The organism is Mycobacterium sp. Dal123C01 (assembly GCF_052566995.1).
Window position 1 is genome coordinate 3,952,964 of the sequence record NZ_CP199580.1, and the last position, 19,469, is coordinate 3,972,432.

The 19,469-nt window shown below is 64.7% G+C and carries 17 protein-coding genes; 10 read left to right on the plus strand and 7 right to left on the minus strand.

Going from position 1 to position 19,469, the window contains the following annotated elements; all coding sequences use genetic code 11:
• Window positions 1-6: 6 nt before the first annotated feature.
• Both ACTXG5_RS18630 and ACTXG5_RS18635 read right to left on the minus strand, forming a co-directional pair.
• Entirely contained in the window at window positions 7-2,526 is a 2,520-nt protein-coding gene (locus tag ACTXG5_RS18630) for an FAD-binding oxidoreductase (RefSeq protein WP_445160194.1), read from the minus strand.
• A gap of 31 nt (window positions 2,527-2,557) precedes the next feature.
• Window positions 2,558-3,667, minus strand: a complete 1,110-nt coding sequence (locus ACTXG5_RS18635; protein ID WP_445160195.1) for an LLM class flavin-dependent oxidoreductase — start codon at window positions 3,665-3,667, stop codon at window positions 2,558-2,560.
• A 213-nt stretch (window positions 3,668-3,880) separates the two neighbouring features.
• Between ACTXG5_RS18635 and ACTXG5_RS18640 the strand changes: the two genes are divergently transcribed.
• From ACTXG5_RS18640 to ACTXG5_RS18655, 4 genes are read left to right on the plus strand one after another with little or no spacing between them, the layout of a single operon-like run.
• Window positions 3,881-4,822: an enoyl-CoA hydratase gene (locus tag ACTXG5_RS18640; RefSeq protein WP_445160196.1), complete on the plus strand. Its 942-nt coding sequence runs from the start codon at window positions 3,881-3,883 to the stop codon at window positions 4,820-4,822.
• Window positions 4,823-4,837: 15 nt separating this feature from the next.
• Window positions 4,838-6,070: an acyl-CoA dehydrogenase gene (locus ACTXG5_RS18645; RefSeq protein ID WP_445160197.1), complete on the plus strand. Its 1,233-nt coding sequence runs from the start codon at window positions 4,838-4,840 to the stop codon at window positions 6,068-6,070.
• An 8-nt stretch (window positions 6,071-6,078) separates the two neighbouring features.
• Window positions 6,079-7,176 (plus strand): acyl-CoA dehydrogenase family protein, encoded by a 1,098-nt coding sequence (locus ACTXG5_RS18650; protein ID WP_445160198.1) that lies wholly within the window; start codon window positions 6,079-6,081, stop codon window positions 7,174-7,176.
• Window positions 7,177-7,224: 48 nt separating this feature from the next.
• A complete protein-coding gene (locus tag ACTXG5_RS18655) occupies window positions 7,225-8,874 on the plus strand; it encodes an AMP-binding protein (RefSeq protein WP_445160199.1) in 1,650 nt (549 codons plus the stop codon).
• Window positions 8,875-8,882: 8 nt separating this feature from the next.
• On the opposite strand, the gene tpx is transcribed toward ACTXG5_RS18655, so the two are convergent.
• Window positions 8,883-9,377 (minus strand): thiol peroxidase, encoded by a 495-nt coding sequence (gene tpx, locus ACTXG5_RS18660; protein ID WP_445160200.1) that lies wholly within the window; start codon window positions 9,375-9,377, stop codon window positions 8,883-8,885.
• 109 nt (window positions 9,378-9,486) lie between these two features.
• Between tpx and ACTXG5_RS18665 the strand changes: the two genes are divergently transcribed.
• Together ACTXG5_RS18665 and ACTXG5_RS18670 are read left to right on the plus strand one after the other, a co-directional pair.
• Window positions 9,487-10,437, plus strand: coding sequence for a GlxA family transcriptional regulator (locus ACTXG5_RS18665; protein WP_445160201.1), 951 nt, complete (start codon window positions 9,487-9,489; stop codon window positions 10,435-10,437).
• A 32-nt stretch (window positions 10,438-10,469) separates the two neighbouring features.
• A complete protein-coding gene (locus ACTXG5_RS18670; protein WP_445160202.1) occupies window positions 10,470-11,213 on the plus strand; it encodes a DJ-1/PfpI family protein in 744 nt (247 codons plus the stop codon).
• On the opposite strand, the gene ACTXG5_RS18675 is transcribed toward ACTXG5_RS18670, so the two are convergent.
• Complete coding sequence (locus tag ACTXG5_RS18675; protein WP_445160203.1) at window positions 11,210-11,689, minus strand: nuclear transport factor 2 family protein; 480 nt, start codon at window positions 11,687-11,689, stop codon at window positions 11,210-11,212. The genes ACTXG5_RS18670 and ACTXG5_RS18675 overlap by 4 nt on opposite strands.
• A 59-nt stretch (window positions 11,690-11,748) precedes the next feature.
• Between ACTXG5_RS18675 and ACTXG5_RS18680 the strand changes: the two genes are divergently transcribed.
• The gene (locus ACTXG5_RS18680) at window positions 11,749-12,516 is read left to right on the plus strand and encodes an SDR family oxidoreductase (protein ID WP_445160204.1); all 768 of its coding nucleotides are present in this window, start codon (window positions 11,749-11,751) and stop codon (window positions 12,514-12,516) included.
• Window positions 12,517-12,529: 13 nt separating this feature from the next.
• Here ACTXG5_RS18680 and ACTXG5_RS18685 read toward each other — a convergent pair whose 3' ends face one another.
• From ACTXG5_RS18685 to ACTXG5_RS18695, 3 genes are read right to left on the minus strand one after another with little or no spacing between them, the layout of a single operon-like run.
• Window positions 12,530-13,291 (minus strand): YqjF family protein, encoded by a 762-nt coding sequence (locus ACTXG5_RS18685; RefSeq protein ID WP_445160205.1) that lies wholly within the window; start codon window positions 13,289-13,291, stop codon window positions 12,530-12,532.
• 28 nt (window positions 13,292-13,319) lie between these two features.
• Complete coding sequence (locus ACTXG5_RS18690) at window positions 13,320-13,976, minus strand: hypothetical protein (protein WP_445160206.1); 657 nt, start codon at window positions 13,974-13,976, stop codon at window positions 13,320-13,322.
• Window positions 13,977-14,015: 39 nt separating this feature from the next.
• Window positions 14,016-15,872, minus strand: a complete 1,857-nt coding sequence (locus ACTXG5_RS18695; protein ID WP_445160207.1) for a fatty acyl-AMP ligase — start codon at window positions 15,870-15,872, stop codon at window positions 14,016-14,018.
• Between the two features lie 95 nt (window positions 15,873-15,967).
• Between ACTXG5_RS18695 and ACTXG5_RS18700 the strand changes: the two genes are divergently transcribed.
• The 3 genes from ACTXG5_RS18700 to ACTXG5_RS18710 all read left to right on the plus strand — a co-directional run bounded on the left by ACTXG5_RS18700 (window position 15,968) and on the right by ACTXG5_RS18710 (window position 19,432).
• Window positions 15,968-16,345, plus strand: coding sequence for a hypothetical protein (locus tag ACTXG5_RS18700; protein WP_445160208.1), 378 nt, complete (start codon window positions 15,968-15,970; stop codon window positions 16,343-16,345).
• Window positions 16,346-16,437: 92 nt separating this feature from the next.
• The gene (locus ACTXG5_RS18705) at window positions 16,438-17,844 is read left to right on the plus strand and encodes a TIGR00366 family protein (RefSeq protein WP_445160209.1); all 1,407 of its coding nucleotides are present in this window, start codon (window positions 16,438-16,440) and stop codon (window positions 17,842-17,844) included.
• A 13-nt stretch (window positions 17,845-17,857) separates the two neighbouring features.
• Entirely contained in the window at window positions 17,858-19,432 is a 1,575-nt protein-coding gene (locus ACTXG5_RS18710) for an allophanate hydrolase (RefSeq protein ID WP_445160210.1), read from the plus strand.
• The last annotated feature ends 37 nt before the right edge of the window (window positions 19,433-19,469 follow it).

Consider the following 19,469-nt stretch of genomic DNA (forward strand, 5'->3'; position numbering starts at 1 on the left):
CTTCCTTTATTTGCTAACGGCCACAAGCCGGTCCGCGAGGTCGGCGGTGGGTACTTCACGATTTTCGTAGTTGCGGGCTATCAGAGTCTTCTGTCCAGACATCCTGGTTCGCGCCCACTTGCCCAGAACGCGCCCCGCGAACTTGGGCATCATCAGCGCCGACGGCGGCTTGACCAGGTGGACGACCGCAAGAAATTCGCGATAGGTGTCCAGGTCGTCGTGCACCAGCTCCATCACCCGGTCCATGTACCAGGTGAGCGCACGGAAGTAGACGGGACGCTTCTTGTCGACATCCTGCATCCAGTCGAAGCGCAGGTTCTGCTCGCGGATCACAAACCAGGCCGTGCCGGCCATCTTCGAGATCTTGCGGTAGTACCGGCGCGGCAGCTCCCGGTGTCCCGGACCGTACTTGGCCAGTAGCAGTTGCATTTCCCGAACTTCCTTGAGTGCCAGGCTCATACCCAGCCCGGAAACCGGGTCTGCGCTGGTGTAGGCATCGCCCACAGCCACCAGCGCGCGTGGCAGGTTACGTTTCTTCTCGTAGTGCAGCCAGAGCATGTTCGGATACCGGAAGTTGTAGATCGGAGAGGCGGGCTCGAGCCCGTCGATGTTCTCCCCTACCACCGGTGACGGCATCAGATCAGCGAACTCGCGGAACTCCCGCGCGGTCCGCGGCGGCGAATAACAGTTGTACGCCACCAGTGACGTGGACAGCAGGGTGCGCGAGCTATCCACGTAGTACTGCGCGGCGTAGGTGTCCTCGAAGGGGCGGTACGCGTAGCAGATCACCATGACCTTGTCCTGCCACTGCCGTTCCGGCGGAACCCGGTGTTGCATGGTGGAGTAAAAGCAGTTGATGATGTCCTGCTCGACTTCGGGAGCGCCAATACCGATGCGGTCCAACAACTCCGGCACGTACGTGTTCTTGCCCGATGCGTCCACGACAAACTCGGCCGGCACCAGCTCGAGTGCACTGCCGTCACCGTCCTCCACCGCGACGCCGATGATGGCGTTGTTGTCTCGGTCGAAGATCAGGTCGGTGACCTCGGATTCGTACCGGAAGTCGATGCGCGGTTCGTCATCCAATCGACGCCGCACACACCATTCGAGCAGCGGCCGCCCGGCGCAGATGATCTCGATGTCGCTCGTGCCGGGCTTCTTCCAGGTGCCGCCCAGGCGAATTCGGTACTGGGCCGCCATGTCGACCTTGAACGCGCCCTCACGCACCATGTCGTCGACGATGCCCGGAAAGAAGCGCTCCAACTCGATCTGCCCGGCGGTCAGCAAGTGGTGCAGGTGCCAGCCTTGTGCCGCACCCGGCCTGCCCTCACGACGACGATGCGGATCGTCCTTCTCGAGCACGATGACCCGGTCGAACGTCTCGGTGAGCACCTTGGCCGCGGCGATGCCCGCGATGCTGCCGCCGATCACCACCGCGGTACCGCGGCCACGGCGGCTCACCTCGGCGAGGTCGATAGCGGCGTAGTCGAGGCGAAGCGGGTTACGCCGTCGCGCCGCCCCACTGGGCACGAACTTCTCGTAGTACAGCCCGACACGATGGAAGCCGTTGTTGTCCAGCCAGGTTCGGGTGGATTCGACCATCGGGCCCGGACCGCACAGGTAAACGTCGGCGTCGCCGCCGGCCAGCATCCGCTCGTCGAGCAAGTCTGTGACGAGCCCGGTCTGGCCATCCCACTTGGTGTCCGGACGCACGACGGTGACATGCAACTCCAGGGCTGCAATACGGCGCCTCAGGGCCGTGAGTTCCTCGAGCTTGCACAGATCTTCCGCCGAGGTCGCCCCGTAAAGCAGGTAGACCGGGTGAGCGGTATCGGCGTCGAGGCTTTCGGCCATCGCCAGGATCGCGGACAGACCCGTGCCCCCCGCGACCAGGATCACCGGGCGTACGACCGGGCGCAGGTAGAAGCTGCCCTTGCTGCACCGCAGCGCAATATGGTCACCCGGCTTCGCCCCGTCGCGAAGGTAATTCGACATCACCCCGTCCGGCAGCAGCCGGATGATGAACTCCAGTTCACTGCGACCGTCGGATGGGTGCGCGTAGGAGTAGTTGCGCCAGGTGTCGGTGCCGGGCACCCGCAACTGGGCGAATTGGCCGGCTTTGTAATTCAGCGCCCCTGCCATGGCCGAGACGTCAATCCGCAGGATGGCGGTGCTGGGTGATACCAGGTCGACCCCGGTCACCACACCGTCGCCGGTGATCAGCAGTGCTGCGTTGTCATCGGCCGGATACTGCAGTTCGATTTGGCAGTCAGACTCCGCGTATGTCTGACAGGTCAGGATCTTTCGCGCCGCTCGCTCCACATCGGACAGACCCTCGGTGCGTCCCATCTCGTACTGCCCCGCGGTACAGGTGGCCACACACGTGCCACATATCCCGCTTTGGCATTCGTTGACGATGGCCACGCCGTGTTCCTCGGCGGCATCCAGAACCGACTGGTCCGGCCGTACCGGCATCGTCTTGTGGGTTCCGTCCGAGTAGCCGACGGTGACCTGACGATCCGCCATGTGTGGTGCCCCTTCCGAGGAGTCCGGACCGCTAGACGATCGCCGCGACGGGTTTCTTGGCGATGCGGGCGTTGAGTCTGGGCATGACTTCTTCTGCCAGCAGCCGCATCGACTCCTTCCATGGCCCTGGGTTGTCGCTGTAGTCGAATCCGAGAACCAGCAGATGACCGAATCCGCCGACCTGGTCGTAGGTGGCCTCGAGTTTGTCGACCACCGTCTCGACCGAGCCGACGACAAAGGTGTTCTCGGCGAGGTATTCCGCCGTCACGTCGTCGTCGGGCACCGATGGGTTGTGCTTGTAGAACTTGGTCATGCCGAACATGCGGAATGTCGGCAGCACGTATTCACGCATGGCGCGCCCCATCGTGCCGTCGACGGCATACCTGAAAGCTTGCTCGTCGGTTTCGGCCACAAATACCTCACGTACCAGGCGCCAATCTCGGCGATTCGGGGTCCGACCGCTGCGCTCGGCGCCTTCCAGTACCGCGTCCCAGTGGGTGGCGACGTATTCGGCGTTGAGATCAAGACTCATCGGCAGGTAGCCGCGCTCGCCGGCCAGCTTGAGCGTCTCGGAACCGGCGCTGAATCCGGTCACGCCGATGGGCGGGTGGGGTTTCTGGAATGGCTTGATGTGGCGCCTCATCAGGCCTTCGAACATCGGCGCAATTCCGTTGGCGTTCCAGTACTTTCCGCGATGTTCCCAGGGTTCGTCTTCGGTCCAGATGCGCAACATGATTTCCAGCGCTTCACGAGTCATCTCGCGATGCTCGCCGTTCTTTCCATCCACGTCGTACAGTGCCCAGTCGCCGGGGATTCCACTGGCTCCGACGCCCAGCATGAATCGGCCCTGAGCAAGGTGATCGAAATAGGCCACCCGATGGGCTAATTCGACCGGGTGGTGGTAGGGCAGCAGATGCGCGCCGGGCGCGAGCTTAATGGTCTTCGTCCGCAACAGCGCCTGCGCCAGCAGCAGATCGGGGGCGCAGATCGGCTCCCAGGGCACGGTGAAATGTTCGCCGACCCACGCTTCGACGTACCCGAGTTGATCGGCCAGCTCGATGATGTCGAGGTCCCATTGGGTGGCGTCGTAGAGCGAGCGCTCCGGTGGATGGGCCGGCATGAGGAATATTCCGATCTCCATGGGTCAACCCTTCGGTGTTTCTCGTGAGCGTAGAGCCTGCTGCTGTAGGTATACCACAGTACTAGCAAGATACTTCGCTGCACACAAGAGCCAATTTGCTTGGTAATTTACCGGGAAGGGGTTCGTATCGGCGCGTATCGGCTATGGACATCGTGACGGAATGCCGCGTAACCTCGCACAGGTCACCCGTTCAGCGCGCAGTAAGGAGCGGCCATGTTTGTCACCGGACTCCATCCGGTCGATCGCCGGGAGGGTTCCGTGCCGCAATTCGACTTCATCGGATACGAGACGCTCGACGACGGTCGGATCGCGGCAATCACTCTGGATCGCCCGAAACAACGCAATGCGCAGACGCGCGGAATGCTGGTCGAGTTGGGTGCTGCCTTCGAACTTGCCGAGGCTGACGACGCAGTCAGGGTGGTGATCCTGCGGGCGGCGGGTCCCGCCTTCTCCGCGGGCCACGACCTCGGGTCCGCTGACGATGTCCGTGAACGCTCATCGGGCCCGGACCAACATCCCACCTATCAATGCAACGGAGGGACGTTTGGCGGGGTGGAGTCGCGCAATCGTCAGGAGTGGCATTACTACTTCGAAAATACGAAGCGGTGGCGGAATCTCCGCAAGATCACCATCGCCCAGGTCCACGGCACGGTCCTGTCGGCGGGCCTGATGCTCGCCTGGTGCTGCGACCTGATCGTCGCAAGTGAGGACACCGTCTTCGCCGACGTTGTAGGCACCCGGCTCGGCATGTGTGGGGTCGAATATTTCGGCCATCCGTGGGAGTTTGGCCCGCGCAAAGCAAAGGAGCTTCTGCTCACCGGCGACTGCATCGGCGCCGACGAAGCGCACTCGCTAGGGATGGTCAGCAAGGTGTTTCCCGCGGACGAATTAAGTGCCAGCACAATCGAATTCGCCCGTCGAATCGCCAAGGTTCCCACGGTGGCCGCGCTGCTCATCAAGGAGTCGGTGAACCAAACCGTCGATGCCATGGGCTTCACCACAGCACTGGACGGCTGCTTCAAGATCCATCAGCTCAATCACGCCCACTGGGGTGAAGTCACCGGTGGGAAGCTGTCCTACGGAACGGTCGAGTACGGACTTGACGACTGGCGCGCCGCGCCGGAGATCCTGCCCGCGACGAAACAACATCCCTAAGTCCGGACGCCATCAGTGGACATCACCTACCCGCCCGAAGCGGAAGCATTCCGCTACCGGATACGCGCATTCCTGGCCGAACACCTCCCGGCCGGCTGGTCGGGCCCCGCAGCATTGCCGCCGGCCGAGCGGGAAGCGTTCGAGTCGCGGTGGCGGCGGGCTCTTTCGGCCCATGGCCTGGTTGCCGTGTGCTGGCCTACGGAATACGGCGGGGGCGGTCTCTCCGCCATCGAACAGGTAGTGCTGGCCGAGGAGTTCACCCGGGCCGGCGCGCCCGCGCGGGCTGAAAACGACCTGCTGGGGATCGATTTATTGGGCAATACGCTGATCGCCCTGGGGTCCGAGGCGCAGAAGAAGCATTTCCTGCCACGCATCCTTAACGGTGCAGATCGTTGGTGCCAGGGATTCTCGGAGCCCGAGGCCGGCTCCGATCTGGCGTCGGCGCGAACCAGGGCTGTGCTCGACGGCGATGAGTGGGTGATCAACGGGCAGAAGATCTGGACGTCGGCCGGTCCCACCGCCAATTGGATCTTCGTTCTGGTGCGCACCAATCCCCATGTGCCCAAGCACAAGGGTCTGTCTTTCTTGCTGGTGCCGATGGACCAACCCGGCGTCGAGGTCCGTCCGATCGTCAACGCGGCCGGACACTCGTCGTTCAGCGAGGTCTTTTTCACCGACGCCCGCACCGGATCGGCCAACGTCGTGGGCGGGGTGGGCAACGGATGGCCGACCGCGATGGCGCTGCTGGGTTTTGAACGCGGTTCACAAGTCACCACCGCGGCCATCGAATTCGGTCGCGACTTCGAGCGGCTGTGCGAACTCGCCCGCGAACGCGGAATGAATACCGACCCACATATCCGAGATGGGTTGGCGTGGTGCTTTTCCCGGATACAGATTATGCGGTACCGGGGCTACCGCGGCCTCACCTTGTCGCTGAACGGGCGGCTGCCAGGCGCGGAGGCCGCGATCACCAAAGTCATCTGGAGCGAGTACTTCCGGCGCTATACCGAACTCGCCGCCGAAATCTTGGCACTGGATGCGCTTGGTCCGTCGGGACCGGGGAACGGAGGTGCGCGCCTGGTCCCGGAAGCGGGCACGCCGAACTCTCCTGCCTGCTGGATGGACGAGCTGCTCTACGCCCGGGCAGCCACGATCTACGCCGGCAGTTCGCAAATCCAACGCAATGTGATCGGCGAGCAACTACTCGGGCTCCCCAAGGAACCACGCTGGGAAGCTCGGCAAGGGTGAAACTCTGAATGGATTTCCGTTACAGCACCGAACAGGACGACTTCTGCGCATCGCTGCGCGGCTTCCTTCGCGACCATGCTGGTGGTGCACGCATCAGAGAAGTCGCCGCCGACGGCTACGACAGCAGACTCTGGCGACGGCTGTGCACCGAGCTGGAGCTGCCCGCACTGCACACGCCACCGGAATATGGCGGAGTAGGCGCCACTCTCGTCGAGACGGCGATCGCATTCAGCGAGCTGGGCCGGACGTTGGCCCCGGTCCCTTTCGCGGCGACGACGTTCGCGATCGAAGCGATTCTCCGGCTCGGCGATGACGAGCAACGCAAAAGCCTGTTGCCTGGCCTGCTTTCCGGCGAGCAGATCGGAGCGTTTGCGGCCACCGGTTACCAGGTGACCGACGCGTCCACGGCAACGGTCCGGGCGCAGCGGCGCGACGGTCGGGTCGTGCTCACCGGCGAGTGCACGCCGGTGTTGCACGGCCGCTTCGCCGATCTCTTCGTGGTGCCGGTCTCGATCGACGGCGCCGCGGTGAGCCTGCACGTCGTGACCGCGGACTCTCCCGGGGTCACCGTCGTCCCGCTGCCCTCATTCGACCTCACCCGTCCGGTCGCCACGCTGCAGCTGGCGCAGGCCCCGGCCGACGCCTTGGCGGCGGGCTCCCCCGACGACATCCAACGGGTACTGGACGTGGCGCGGATGCTGCTGGCCGCCGAGATGCTCGGCGGCGCGGAGGCCTGTCTCGAGCTGACAGTCGAATATGCTTGCAGTCGACAGCAATTCGGTCGCGCCATCGGGTCATTCCAGGCGGTCAAACACGCCTGCGCCGAGATGCTCATCGAGATCGATGCGACTCGCGCAGCGGTGATGTTCGCCGCGATGAGTGCCGCCAGCGGCAAGGAGCTGCACGTCGCAGCTCCGTTGGTCAAGGCCCAGGCCGCAGATACTTATGTGTTGTGCGCCGGCACCGCCATCCAAGTCCACGGCGGCATCGCCTTTACCTGGGAGCACAATCTGCATTTGTACTTCCGCCGGGCCAAGACCGCCGAGGCGCTGTTCGGCAGCAGCGCCCGCCACCGGGCGCTGCTCGCCAACCGTGCGGGCCTGTAGGAATCCGTGCCCAACGGCTACATTTAGGTCGTCGACCGCAGGAAAGACATGATCATCTCGGGTGCAGAGAATATCGACGGCGCCGTCGATTCCTACGACGCGGGTCCCGTCGATACGCCGTTGCTGAATGAGACGATCGGGGCGAACTTCGAGCGCACCACGCTGGCATACCCGGACATCGAGGCGCTTGTTGATGTGGCCGGCGGCCGACGGTGGACGTACTCCGAACTCAACACCGAGATCGACTGTGTCGCGCGCGCATTGATGGCCATCGGCATCCAGCGCGGGGGCAGGGTCGGAATTTGGTCACCCAACTGCCCGGAATGGACCATCCTGCAGTACGCCACGGCCAAGATCGGCGCGGTCCTCGTCTCGGTCAATCCCGCGTATCGCACTCACGAGTTATCGCACGTGCTGCGCGATTCGGACACCGAGCTGCTGGTGTCGGCGACGACCTTCAAGACCTCCGACTATCGCCGAATGATCCAGGAAGTACGTCCCGAGGTCCCCGGATTGGTCGATGTCGTGTTCCTGGGCACCAGTGACTGGGAGCGACTGCGGCAGCGCGCCGATGAGGTAACCGCTGACGAATTGCGTTGCCGGCTGGCCACACTGAATCCGTCAGACCCGATCAACATCCAATACACCTCGGGCACAACGGGTTCCCCAAAGGGGGCCGTTCTGTCGCACCGGAACATCCTCAACAACGGGTTCTTCGTCACCGAATGCATCGCGCTTCGACCCGGGGACCGCCTGTGTATCCCCGTGCCCTTCTACCACTGTTTCGGCATGGTGATGGGCAATTTGGGCTGCACCACCCACGCCGCCACCATGGTGATTCCGGCGGCCGGTTTCGATCCCGCCGCGACGCTGGAAGCCATCGAAAAGGAGCGCTGCACCGGCCTCTACGGTGTGCCCACGATGTTCATCGCGATACTCGGTCATCCCGACCTGGCCGGCCGCGACGTGTCGTCATTGCGGACCGGGATCATGGCAGGCGCCTCCTGTCCGGTGGAGGTGATGGGGCGGTGCGTCGACGAACTGAACATGTCGCAGCTGTCCATTGCCTATGGCATGACCGAGACTTCCCCGGTGTCCTGCCAGACCAGGATCGACGACGACCTAGCGCACCGAACCGCCACAGTGGGCCGGGCACATCCGCACGTCGAGATCAAAGTCATCGACACCGGCAGTGGCACGATCGTCACGCGAGGCCAGCCGGGCGAACTATGCACCCGCGGCTACTCGGTGATGCTGGGTTACTGGCACGCTGACGACAAAACCCGTGAGGTCATCGATCACGACGGCTGGATGCACACCGGTGACCTCGCGGTGATGCAAGACGACGGGTATTGCGCGATCGTCGGACGCATCAAGGACGTCGTCATCCGCGGCGGTGAGAATCTGTATCCCCGAGAGATCGAGGATTTCCTGCATACCCATCCCGACATCGATGACGTGCAGGTTATCGGTGTTCCCGACACCAAGTACGGCGAAGAGGTCTGCGCCTGGATCAAAATGCGGCCAGACCGTCGGCCCTTGGACGCCGAAGCCGTCGGGGCCTTCTGCGCCGGGAAACTCGCCCACTACAAGATTCCCCGTTACGTCCACATCGTCGACGAGTTCCCGATGACCGTCACCGGAAAGGTGCGCAAAGTCGAGATGCGGGCCGAAGCGGTCCGACTGCTGGGGTTATGACCCGAAGCTCAGCCCAGCGCTGCCAGCGCTGCGTCGTAATCGGGCTCCTCGGCGATCTCGGGCACCAGTTGCGCGTAGGCAACGTTGCCGTCGGCGCCGATGACCACGACGGCGCGGCCAAGCAGCCCGGCCATTGGGCCGTCGGTGATCGTGATGCCGTAGTCCTCTCCGAAGCTGTCACGGAATGCCGACGCCGTGGTGACGTTCTCGATCCCCTCCGCGCCGCAGAATCGCTTCTGCGCGAACGGCAGATCCTTCGACACGTTCACCACGGTCGCACCGCCTCCGGCGGCACGCTCGTTGAATTTCCGCACGCTCGTCGCGCACACCGGCGTGTCGACGGACGGAAAGATGTTCAGCAGCACGGACTTACCGCTGAACTGGTCGCTGGTGACGGCGCTCAGATCGGCGCCGGTCAAATTGAAGGCTGGGGCTTTTGATCCGACGGTGGGAAGCTCGCCGACGGTGTTGATCGCATTTCCCCGCAGGGTTATCTGTGCCATGAGCACAGTCTGCCAAGCCCGGTTGAGCGGCCTGGGGTCAGGTCCGGATGTCCTAATTCGTGGGGTACCCGGCCTAGACGACACGCTCCGTCCGGCGAACACTGAGTTCATGGTTCGCAAGGTCGTTATCGTCGGCTTTCCGGGCGTGCAGGCGCTCGATGTGGTCGGGCCGCATGACGTCTTCACCGGCGCATCGCTGCTGACCAACGGCGGCTACGACGTCGTCGTGGCCTCAGTCGACGGCGCGCCGATCAGCACCGCGACCGGTCTCGCGTTCGTGAGCGCCCCGCTCCCAGACCCCGACGATCAGATCGACACCGTCGTGTTGCCCGGCGGCGGTGGCGTCGATGCCGCCCGGTCCGACGCGGAGCTGATGACCTGGATCAAAGCCGCCGCGGGCAGCGCCCGCCGCATCGTCACTGTCTGCACGGGCGCGTTCCTGGCTGCCGAGGCGGGCCTGCTGGACGGCCACCGCGCGACCACGCACTGGGCCTTCGCGGAGCGCCTCGCCACTGAGTTCCCCGCCATCGACGTCGATCCCGACCCGATCTTCATCCGCAGTTCCGACACGGTATGGACGGCCGCGGGTGTCACCGCGGGGATCGACCTCGCACTGTCGCTGGTCGAGGACGACCACGGAACCGAGATCGCGCAGACAGTCGCCCGCTGGATGGTGCTGTATTTGCGCCGCCCTGGAGGGCAGACCCAATTCGCGGCGCCGGTGTGGATGCCGCGAGCCAAACGCACCTGCATCCGCGAGGTACAGGAGGCGATCGAGGCCGAACCGGGCGCCCCGCACAGCATCGGTGATCTGGCCCGCCGGGCGACGATGAGCCCGCGCCATTTCACCCGCGTGTTCAGCGACGAGGTCGGCGAGGCGCCCGGCCACTATGTCGAACGTGTCCGCACCGAAGCCGCGCGCCGTCAGTTGGAGGAGACTGACGACACTGTTGTCTCGATCGCGACTCGCTGCGGGTTCGGTACCGCGGAAACCATGCGGCGCAACTTCATTCGCCGCATCGGCGTCTCTCCAGATCATTACCGCAAGGCCTTCGCTTGATTATTGAGGCCCCAGCAGAAAGGACCGCACCGATGACTCAAATCGCGTTTGTGACCTACCCCGGATTCACCGCGCTGGACATGATCGGCCCCTACGAGGTGCTGCGTAACTTGCCGGACGCCGAGGTGCGATTCGTCTGGCATGAAACCGGTCCGATCACCGCGGACTCCGGTGTGTTGGTCATCGGCGCCACGCATTCGCTCGCCGAAACTCCTTCGCCCGACGTCATTCTGGTGCCGGGCGGTCCGTCGACTCCGGTGCACGCACGTGATGAGGTGTTGCTGGATTGGCTGCGCGGGGCGCATCGAACCGCTGGCTGGACGGCGTCGGTGTGCTCGGGCTCGGTGATCCTGGCCGCGGCCGGCCTGCTCGAGGGCCGGCGGGCGACGTCGCACTGGCTGGCGATACCCCTGCTGAAGGGATTCGGCGCCATTCCGGTCACCGACGAGCGCGTCGTGCGCCAGGACAACGTCGTCACCAGTGCGGGGGTGTCCGCGGGACTTGACCTCGCGTTCTGGCTGGCCGGTGAGATCGGCGGCGAAGGCCGCGCCAAGGCGATCCAGCTCGCGCTCGAATACGACCCGCAACCACCGTTCGACTCGGGCCACATGTCGAAGGCGTCGGCGACCACGAAAGCCGCCGCCACCGCGCTGCTATCGAGGGACAGCGCCAAGCCGGCCAACCTCAAGGCGACGACGATGATCGCCTGGGAGCAGGCGCTCTCGGCGGTTCGGTCACGTCGACGGAAACGACAGCCGAACCTTTCGTCGGCCTAGCTGGGGTTGGGCTGCAGGATCTCGTTGGACGCCAGCTGACCGCCGGCCTGCAGCCACGCACCCACCACACCCGGCGCATCACGGTTCGGGTTGTAGATGTCTTCCTCGCTGGAGAACAGGCCGTTACCGGCGTAGACCAGGCGAGTCCAATTCGGGAACCAGAACGGCTCCCCGTTCGGGTCGGTCGGGTGGTCGAGCAGATTCTTGATCATGATGACGACGGCGTCGTTGTCGTCGTCGTAGGCAGTCCAGTCGCTGGGGAAGCGCATGTGGGGAAACGGAGCCATCACGGCGACGATCCAGTCCCGCACCGCCTCGCGTCCGTGAAAGACGCCGTAGTGATGTTCGATGTAGACAACGTCCTCGGTGAATAAATCTGCAAAAGGCCGCCAGTCGCCCGATGCGCTGCACCCTTCCGCCACGGTTGTGTAGTTCGCGACGGCTTTTTCAATTTCGGCCCTGCTGAAGTTGCCCATAGCAGGACACACTAGAACGTGTTCCGGTTTTCCGCGGCTCGTCTTGGTAGGGATATCGCATGAGCGTTTTGGACTTGTTTGATTTGCACGGCAGGACGGCTCTGGTGACCGGGGCATCCAGCGGCATCGGCAAAAAAGTGGCCGGGGCATACCTGCAAGCAGGCGCGCAAGTGGCCATCGCGGCGCGGCACTTCGAGGTTTTGGAAAAGGTCGCCGCTGAACTCGCCTCGACGGGCGGCACGGTCATGCCGATCGGTTGTGACGTGACCCAACCCGATCAGGTGAGCCGGATGGTGAACCACGTGACCGCGGAGTTGGGTGGCATCGACATCGCGGTCTGCAACGCCGGCATCATCAATCTGAAAGCGATGCTGGAAATGTCGCCGGAGGAATTCCAGGCCATGCAGGACACGAATGTGACCGGCGTATTCCTCACCGCGCAGGCAGCCGCGCGGGCAATGGTCGGCCAAGGCCGCGGCGGGGCCATCATCAACACCGCCTCGATGTCCGGCCACATCATCAACGTCCCGCAACAGGCGGGCCACTACTGCACCTCGAAGGCCGCGGTCATCCAGTTGACCAAGGCGCTGGCTGTGGAGCTCGCGCCGCACAACATCCGGGTGAACAGCGTCAGCCCGGGCTACATCCTCACCGAACTCGTCGAACCGATGGCGGAGTACCACCGGCTGTGGGAGCCGAAAATTCCGCTCGGGCGCATCGGCCGGCCGGAGGAACTCACCGGCCTATACCTATATCTGGCCAGCGACGCGTCCAGCTACATGACCGGTTCCGACGTCGTCATCGACGGCGGCTACACCTGCCCGTGAGATCTCGGCCGCGTCAGTGCACCGGGCACGGGCGACCAAAGCGGGTTCGCACACCCGGCGAAAAGAGGGCGCGCAGTCGGTCGCCGGCGGGCCGCACGGCACTGGCGTCGACCAGTTCGTCGCTCAGCTCGAGTATTTCCGCCCCGTGCAACGGCCACGGTCCGTGCTCGTTCGGCACCCACCAGGTCCGGCCACCCTGATGAGTGTGTGCCCCCCAGCGGGCGGTGAGCCAGACCTCCAGCGGTGTCGGTTTCACCACGTCGCCGACGGCGATGGTCAGCCGGCTACACAGGCCGCGGCGCGGCCACCGGCGCACGCTCTGATACGTGATGTGCTCGCCATCTCGCGCCATCCGCATCTTCGCCCAGGTGTAGGGGACACCGAGGCCGATCCGGGTGACGGGCACGACGGCCAGGCGAGCCGTTTCCAGCGACCGGAAGAGGACGCCGTGCCGGCCGGCGTCGTCGATCGAGTACAGCCGGACGTTGGTCTCCAGGAAACGGCCGAAATACGGAAGCGGCAGCGCGGTAACAACTTTGGTGCTCGTCATGGCGAACGGGACCAACGCCACGTAGGTCATCCCGTCGGCGAAAACGTCGGGACGCGTCCCGGGTGGGTACATGTCCGCGACGCTGTCGGGTTGTACCGGCCAGTGGACGAACGTCAGATCACTCCAGCGCTGCTCGAAGGTGACCGGGCCCGGCAGAGGTGGCGGCGTGACGGGGAACCCCGCGAGGGCCCCATCGGGTTGAGCCGGCTGGCCGGGTGTGGTCATCTCGTCATCGTGACACGCCTAAGCGGACCTATCCCTCAATCTCACCGGAGATCCCACGTTCGATGCCGGCCTGTGTGGTGGCGGGAAACACGATGAGGCCGTCGAGTTCTTTACGGGCCAAGTCATAGGCATTCTGGCGTTCCCGGGGCGTGGCAGCGGAGTCCGACGCGGTCCTCAACAGCCTCTGGGCGCGAGCAATCCGCTGCTGTTCGTCGCGGGAGAAGTCGTTGCGCCGTCTGCGTATCGCCTCCGCCTCGGCGATGTTGAATGCGGTCACGTAGTCCTCCACGGCGACTTGGTATTTCGCGGCGGCTTCCCGGTCATCGAGGAGATCTTCGGCTTTGACCGGCCGCAACAAGTCTGCCCGGAGTTTGGATTTGTGAAAGGCGACGGTGAGCGGATCGCGCAAATCGGTCATCAGCGGGAAGTCGAGTAGCTTGGCGAAGTCGAGCTCGTACTCCAGCCATCGGGTGTCGGTCCGGGTGTGTTCCTCGAGGATCCGTCGCGCCGATCGCCATTGGGCGGCTTGACTGCTAGCGGTGGGTTCGGGCGGCGCGGCCGCCGGCTCGATCGTTTCCTGGGCTCGGCGCTTATGGGCACCGAACGCGCGTACCGCGCCGATGGCCAGGCCTACCAGCGGGAGCAGCAGAATCAGGAACTCCACCAGCCGGATGAGCAGACCCATAGGGCCAGAATGCCACCCCGAATTCGTTTGACCGAGTTGCTAGTGCGCGCCCAGCTCACCGCTGAGGTATGCAGCACGGCAGGCCAGGCGGGCCAGCTTGCCGCTGGTGGTGCGCGGAATAGCGCCGGCCGGCAGCAAGAGCACGTCGGAAGCGGTGAGACCATGCCGGTGTGAAACCGCGGCCTTGATCGCCTCGACCGCCGGCTGCGGATCGTCGCGGCTGGTGCCGGCCGCGCGTTCGGCAACGATCACCAGGCTGGCATCGGAGGTGTCGCACTCCCGCAACCCGTTGTCCGGCACCGAGAATGCCGTCACATATCCGCGTCGCACCATCCGCGAGGCCTCGGCGACGGTGGACTCGATGTCCTGCGGATAGTGGTTGCGCCCGCCGATGATCACCAGATCCGCGATTCGGCCGGTGATGTACAGCTCGCCCTCCAGATACACGCCCAAGTCGCCGGTCCGTAGCCACGACCCTTCGGCCGCCGAGCCCTCGGCGTGGCTGTCCTCTCCCAAGCGCGACCCCAGCTGCGCGTGAAATGCCTGTTCGGTTTCTTCGGGGCGTCCCCAGTAGCCGCGGCCCACGTTGTCGCCCTGCAACCAGACTTCGCCCACCGCGCCGTCGGGTAGCTCGGCAGCCGTATCCGGGTTGACGATCACTGCCCGCAGGCTGCGAGCGATCTGGCCGCATGACACCTGCGCCACGGCATTGGGGGCATCCGCGCCGACCCGCTCCGCGCGACCTACGCCCAGCTGCTCTCGGTCGAGGTAAATGACCGTCGCTTCGGCGCTGGGTTCGATCGTCGCGATCATCAGCGTCGCCTCCGCAATGCCGTACGAGGGCTTGAACGCCGTCCGCGGTAACCCGTAAGGCGCGAACGCTTTGTTGAACGTCGCGATCGCCTCGATATTGACCGGTTCGGATCCGATGATCAGCACGACATTGCTGAGGTCGATATCGTCGCCCGCGGCGGGCAGGCCGCGCTGTGCTGTCCACTCGTAGGCGAAGTTGGGCGCGGCGGTAACCACGTTGCCTTCGCGCGACCCCGCGGCCAACGCCTGAATCCACCGCTGTGGCCGGCGCACGAACGCGGTGGGCGACATCAGGGTGGAATGCCCGCCGTACACCGCGGGAAAGCCGATCATCGACAGCCCCATGTCGTGGTAGAGGGGCAGCCAGCTCACGCCGTGGGTGTTCCGGTTCAGCAGGTCGATCGACAGAATCATCTGGACCAGGTTGGTGCCGACTGCCCGGTGCGTGATCTCGACGCCGACCGGAGGGCGGGTCGAACCCGAGGTGTACTGCAAGTGGGAAACCTGGTCGATGTCCACCTCCACCGGGACGAACGACTCCCCCGCCGAGTCAGGGATCTCATCGATGACGACGACCCGCGGCTTTCTCAGTTGCGTGCCGTTGATCAGAAAGCTCTCCACCGCGTCCTTCGCCGCCGCGGTGGTGAGAACCACGGTCGGCTCGGAATCGTGCAGCGCTGTCTGCAGACGCTCGGCGTGACCCGGTAGTTCGGGCGCGAACAACGGCACCGCGATGGTTCCCGCCTTGATCGCGGCGTAGAAGCCGGCAACGTAGTCGATACCTTGGGGCGCGAGGATCGCCACCCGGTCACCGTCGCCCGCGAACTGCTGGACATTGGCAGCGACGGCTTGCAATCGGACCCCCAACTGGGCCCAGGTCACTTCGAGAGCCTGTCCTTCGGAGCGGGCGTAGTCCAGGTAGCGATACGCCACGGAATCACCGACGTTTGCGACGTTGCGCTCGATCAGAGAGATCAGGGTCGTGCCCGGCGGCAGCGAAATGTTGCCGTCGGCGTCCAGACAATCCTCTATTCGTAGCAGGCCTTTTGGAGCTACGGAGTCCTGTCGGGAACCAGAATCCATGTCCGCATTCTAGGTGCGCCGCGATACGGTCCTTCGGTGCGAGCCATCGGCTAGAGTCCGAGCCGACATCGCCGCAGGGGCGTAGAGGAGCAACCGTGGACTCTCCCGACCACCGCCCCGTGACCCGCGACGACGCACTGACCCGGGTGCTCGCCTACCGCGAGCGGGGTCGGGCCAGAGCGATGCCGGTTCGGGTGGGCGTTGCCGTCCTGGGCGGCGTGCTGCTCATCGCTTCCATTCCGCTGACTGTGTTGCTCCCTGAGTTCGGCATCCCGGCGCTGCTGGTCGCATTTCGCCTGCTGGCGGTCGAAGCCGACTGGGCTGCGCGCGCCTACGCCTGGACCGACTGGCGCTTCGCCCAGATGCACCACTGGTTTACCCGCCAGTCCCGCCTTGTTCGCGCCGTCATCGTGGCCGGCTTGATTCTGCTGGCCGTGGCAATCATCGTTGTCTTTGTCTACGAGTTCATTTAAAGACACCTGCGCGAAACCAATCCAGGTTACCTATGGGTTTCCTCGATTCAACGGGATCACAACGCGGGCGCAGCGTCGCGGTAAGGCGGGCAATGACGACCAAACAAAGCGGGCACGTCGAACGTCGCGGCGTCATGCAGCGCTTCACCATGCTGTGCGTCCGGTACGTCGAACGTTTGATGCCAGACCCGTTTTTGTTCGCGATCATCCTCACCCTCGTCGTGGTCGCCCTCGCTGCGCTGCTCGTCCGGGGTGCGACGCCCGCCGGCGTTCTCAAAGCGTGGTACGGCGGCGTATGGGGATCGCAGAACATCTTCACCTTCGCATTCCAGATGGTGCTCATTCTGGTGACCGGTTACACACTGGCCGAGGCGCCCGTCTTGAAACGGGCCATCATCCGGGTCGCGAGTAAGCCGACGAACCAGGTTCAGGGAGCGTTGCTGTGCTTCGGCGTCAGCACCGTCTTCTCGTTGTTGAACTGGGGCCTGGGTCTGGTGGCCGGTGCGCTGGTCGCGCGCCAGGTCGCAAAACGGCTTACCGGTGTGCATTTCGGCTATCTCGTCGCCACCGGGTTTATGGGCTATCTCGTCTGGACGCAGGGCCTGTCGTCATCGATTGCGCTCGCCAACACCGATACCACCAGTCCCATCAACGTGATTCACAAGATGACCGGAACGATCGTGCCGCTGAGGTTCACGATCTTCCAGCCGTACAACTGGATCGCCGTCATCGTCGTGGTGGCTCTGCTCGCCGTCACGATCTGGCGGATGGCGCCCAGCGAGAGTCTCGAGCCCGATCCCGCGGTGTTCGACGAGGAACCCGAACCGGATGTGCCGGAGGGCCCGCGGACATTCGCCGAGCGGCTGGAGAATCTGTGGATCCTCAATGTCCTTGTCTTCGCCGCGGGCATAACGTATTTCGTGCTGAGCGGGTTTGCGCTGAACATCTCGTCGATGATCATGTTGTTCACCGTCACCAGCGCGTTGCTGCACGGCACGCCGATTCGCTTCATCCGCGCGTTTTCTGGGGCGGCGAAGGTGTCCGGCCCATTACTACTGCAATATCCCTTGTACGGCGGTATCGCCGGTCTGTTGGGTTACCTGCCGGCGGGGTCAGGCCGAGCGCTGCAGACGGTTCTCGCCGAGGCGCTGGTGCGGGGCGCAGATCAGTTCACGCTGCCGTTCCTGACGTTCGTCGGCTCGGTCCTCATCTCACTGTTCGTACCGTCCGGTGGCGGGCACTGGGCGGTGCAGGGTCCGATCGCGGTCGGCTCAGCGCTGGCCATCGGCCAACACTCGCCGGCTTACCTTGGGCTGATCTCGATGTCGGTCGCGGTCGGTGAGGGCGTCGCGAATATGGTTCAGCCGTTTTGGTTATTGCCGGTGCTCGCGATCGCGAAGCTCAATGTGCGCCAGGTGATGGGCTTTACGGTGATCGCGTTCCTGATCGGTTTCGCGGTGTCCGGCGCTGCGGTGCTCATTGCGCCCCACGTGTTGTGAGGCCGTCCGCCAAATGATCATCGACACGCAGCTGTCGCCCACCGCACGCGTGACCGCGGCGTATCTGAAAATCGTGCAAGCCGACCGGCCTGAAGTCTGGATCACGTTGCGCGATCAGGCCGACGTGCTCGGCGACGCCGCGGCGGTCGAACAACGAGTCGCCGCGGGAGAGCGCTTGCCCCTGGCAGGGCTGTTAGTCGCCGTCAAGGACAACATCGACGTCGCGGGCCTACCGACCACCGCGGGGTGCCGTGAGTTTGCCTACCAGCCGGCAACCACTGCGGTCGCGATCGAGCGACTCCGCGATGCGGGGGCCGTCGTCCTCGGCAAAACGAACCTCGACCAATTCGGCTGTGGTTCGACCGGTACCCGTAGTCCCTATGGCGCCGTGCGCAATTCGCGCCATCCACATCTGGTCGCCGGAGGGTCCAGTTCCGGTTCGGCCGTCGCCGTCGCGCTGGGCATCGCCGACATCGGCATCGGCACCGACACGGCGGGATCGGTTCGGCTCCCCGCCGCACTCAACGGTCTCGTCGGCATCAAACCCACTCTCGGGATCATCCCCACCCACGGGGTCGTCCCGGCCTGCGCCAGCTACGACGCCGTCGGCGTGCTGGCCGCGGACCTCAACCTGGCCGCCGCAGCAGTCGCGGTGATGGCCGGCCCGGACTCCCGCGACCCCCGCAGCCGCTCCTGGCCCGCCGACGTTCGCCTGGCGGCGCCCACCGCGCCACGGCTGGCGATCCCGGCAGCCGAAAACCTCACCGCGCTGAGCCCCGGCTACCGCGACGCCTTCGAGCAGTCGATGCGTGTCGCCACCGACGCCGGGCTGAGCGTCGAACCGATCGACATCTCCGTCCTGCTGGACGCGGCCTTGCTGCTCTATGACGGCGCACTCGTCGCCGAAAGATACGCGGCAGTCGGTGAATTCCTTGACAGCGCACCGGCAAGCGCCGATCCCGTGGTGGCGTCGATCATCACCGCGGCCCGCGCGGTCACTGGCCCCGCCTTCGCCGCCGACCTGGACGCTTTGACACGCGCACGGGCCGATACCGCTTGCCTGCTCGAGGGTTTCGATGCCTTGCTGCTGCCCACCACCACCGAACATCCCACGTTGAGCGAGATACGAACCGACCCCGTGGCGACCAACCGCCGGATGGGCACCTACACCAACTTCTGCAATCTGCTCGACATGGCCGCGGTCGCCGTTCCCGTCGCCCCGACGCCGGCGGGCACTCCGTTCGGAGTGACGATCGTCGTCCCGGCATTCCACGACCAGATCGCCGCCGACATCGGCGCACGATTAACCGGCACCTCCTCCACGCTGTTGACCCGAGCCGGCGTCGACCTGGCGGTATTCGGTGTCTATTTACGCGGACAACCGGAGCACTGGCGGCTCGAACAACTCGGCGCCCGGTTCGTCGACACGTTGACGACGACCGAGGCCTGCCCGGGCGAGTTGTTCCGGATCTCCGAAGCCGGCCTGGGACGCTTCCTGGCGACGCTGCCCGCGGCCATGGCCTTAACCAACATCGAACTCGACGACGGCCGCACCGTGATCGGTATGACCGCCACCGACATCACCTGATCCCCTGCGAAAAGCTCTGGCGGCTAACGCCGGACGC

Coding starts and splice junctions, on each gene's coding strand:
- ACTXG5_RS18675 (WP_445160203.1), bottom strand. CDS start 11,689: ATGGGCAACTTCAGCAGGGCCGAAATTGAAAAAGCCGTCGCGAACTAC.
- ACTXG5_RS18690 (WP_445160206.1), bottom strand. CDS start 13,976: ATGGGTCTGCTCATCCGGCTGGTGGAGTTCCTGATTCTGCTGCTCCCG.
- ACTXG5_RS18630 (WP_445160194.1), bottom strand. CDS start 2,526: ATGGCGGATCGTCAGGTCACCGTCGGCTACTCGGACGGAACCCACAAG.
- ACTXG5_RS18695 (WP_445160207.1), bottom strand. CDS start 15,872: ATGGATTCTGGTTCCCGACAGGACTCCGTAGCTCCAAAAGGCCTGCTA.
- ACTXG5_RS18680 (WP_445160204.1), top strand. CDS start 11,749: ATGAGCGTTTTGGACTTGTTTGATTTGCACGGCAGGACGGCTCTGGTG.
- ACTXG5_RS18635 (WP_445160195.1), bottom strand. CDS start 3,667: ATGGAGATCGGAATATTCCTCATGCCGGCCCATCCACCGGAGCGCTCG.
- ACTXG5_RS18640 (WP_445160196.1), top strand. CDS start 3,881: ATGTTTGTCACCGGACTCCATCCGGTCGATCGCCGGGAGGGTTCCGTG.
- ACTXG5_RS18710 (WP_445160210.1), top strand. CDS start 17,858: ATGATCATCGACACGCAGCTGTCGCCCACCGCACGCGTGACCGCGGCG.
- ACTXG5_RS18655 (WP_445160199.1), top strand. CDS start 7,225: ATGATCATCTCGGGTGCAGAGAATATCGACGGCGCCGTCGATTCCTAC.
- ACTXG5_RS18685 (WP_445160205.1), bottom strand. CDS start 13,291: ATGACCACACCCGGCCAGCCGGCTCAACCCGATGGGGCCCTCGCGGGG.
- tpx (WP_445160200.1), bottom strand. CDS start 9,377: ATGGCACAGATAACCCTGCGGGGAAATGCGATCAACACCGTCGGCGAG.
- ACTXG5_RS18650 (WP_445160198.1), top strand. CDS start 6,079: ATGGATTTCCGTTACAGCACCGAACAGGACGACTTCTGCGCATCGCTG.
- ACTXG5_RS18670 (WP_445160202.1), top strand. CDS start 10,470: ATGACTCAAATCGCGTTTGTGACCTACCCCGGATTCACCGCGCTGGAC.
- ACTXG5_RS18705 (WP_445160209.1), top strand. CDS start 16,438: ATGACGACCAAACAAAGCGGGCACGTCGAACGTCGCGGCGTCATGCAG.
- ACTXG5_RS18665 (WP_445160201.1), top strand. CDS start 9,487: ATGGTTCGCAAGGTCGTTATCGTCGGCTTTCCGGGCGTGCAGGCGCTC.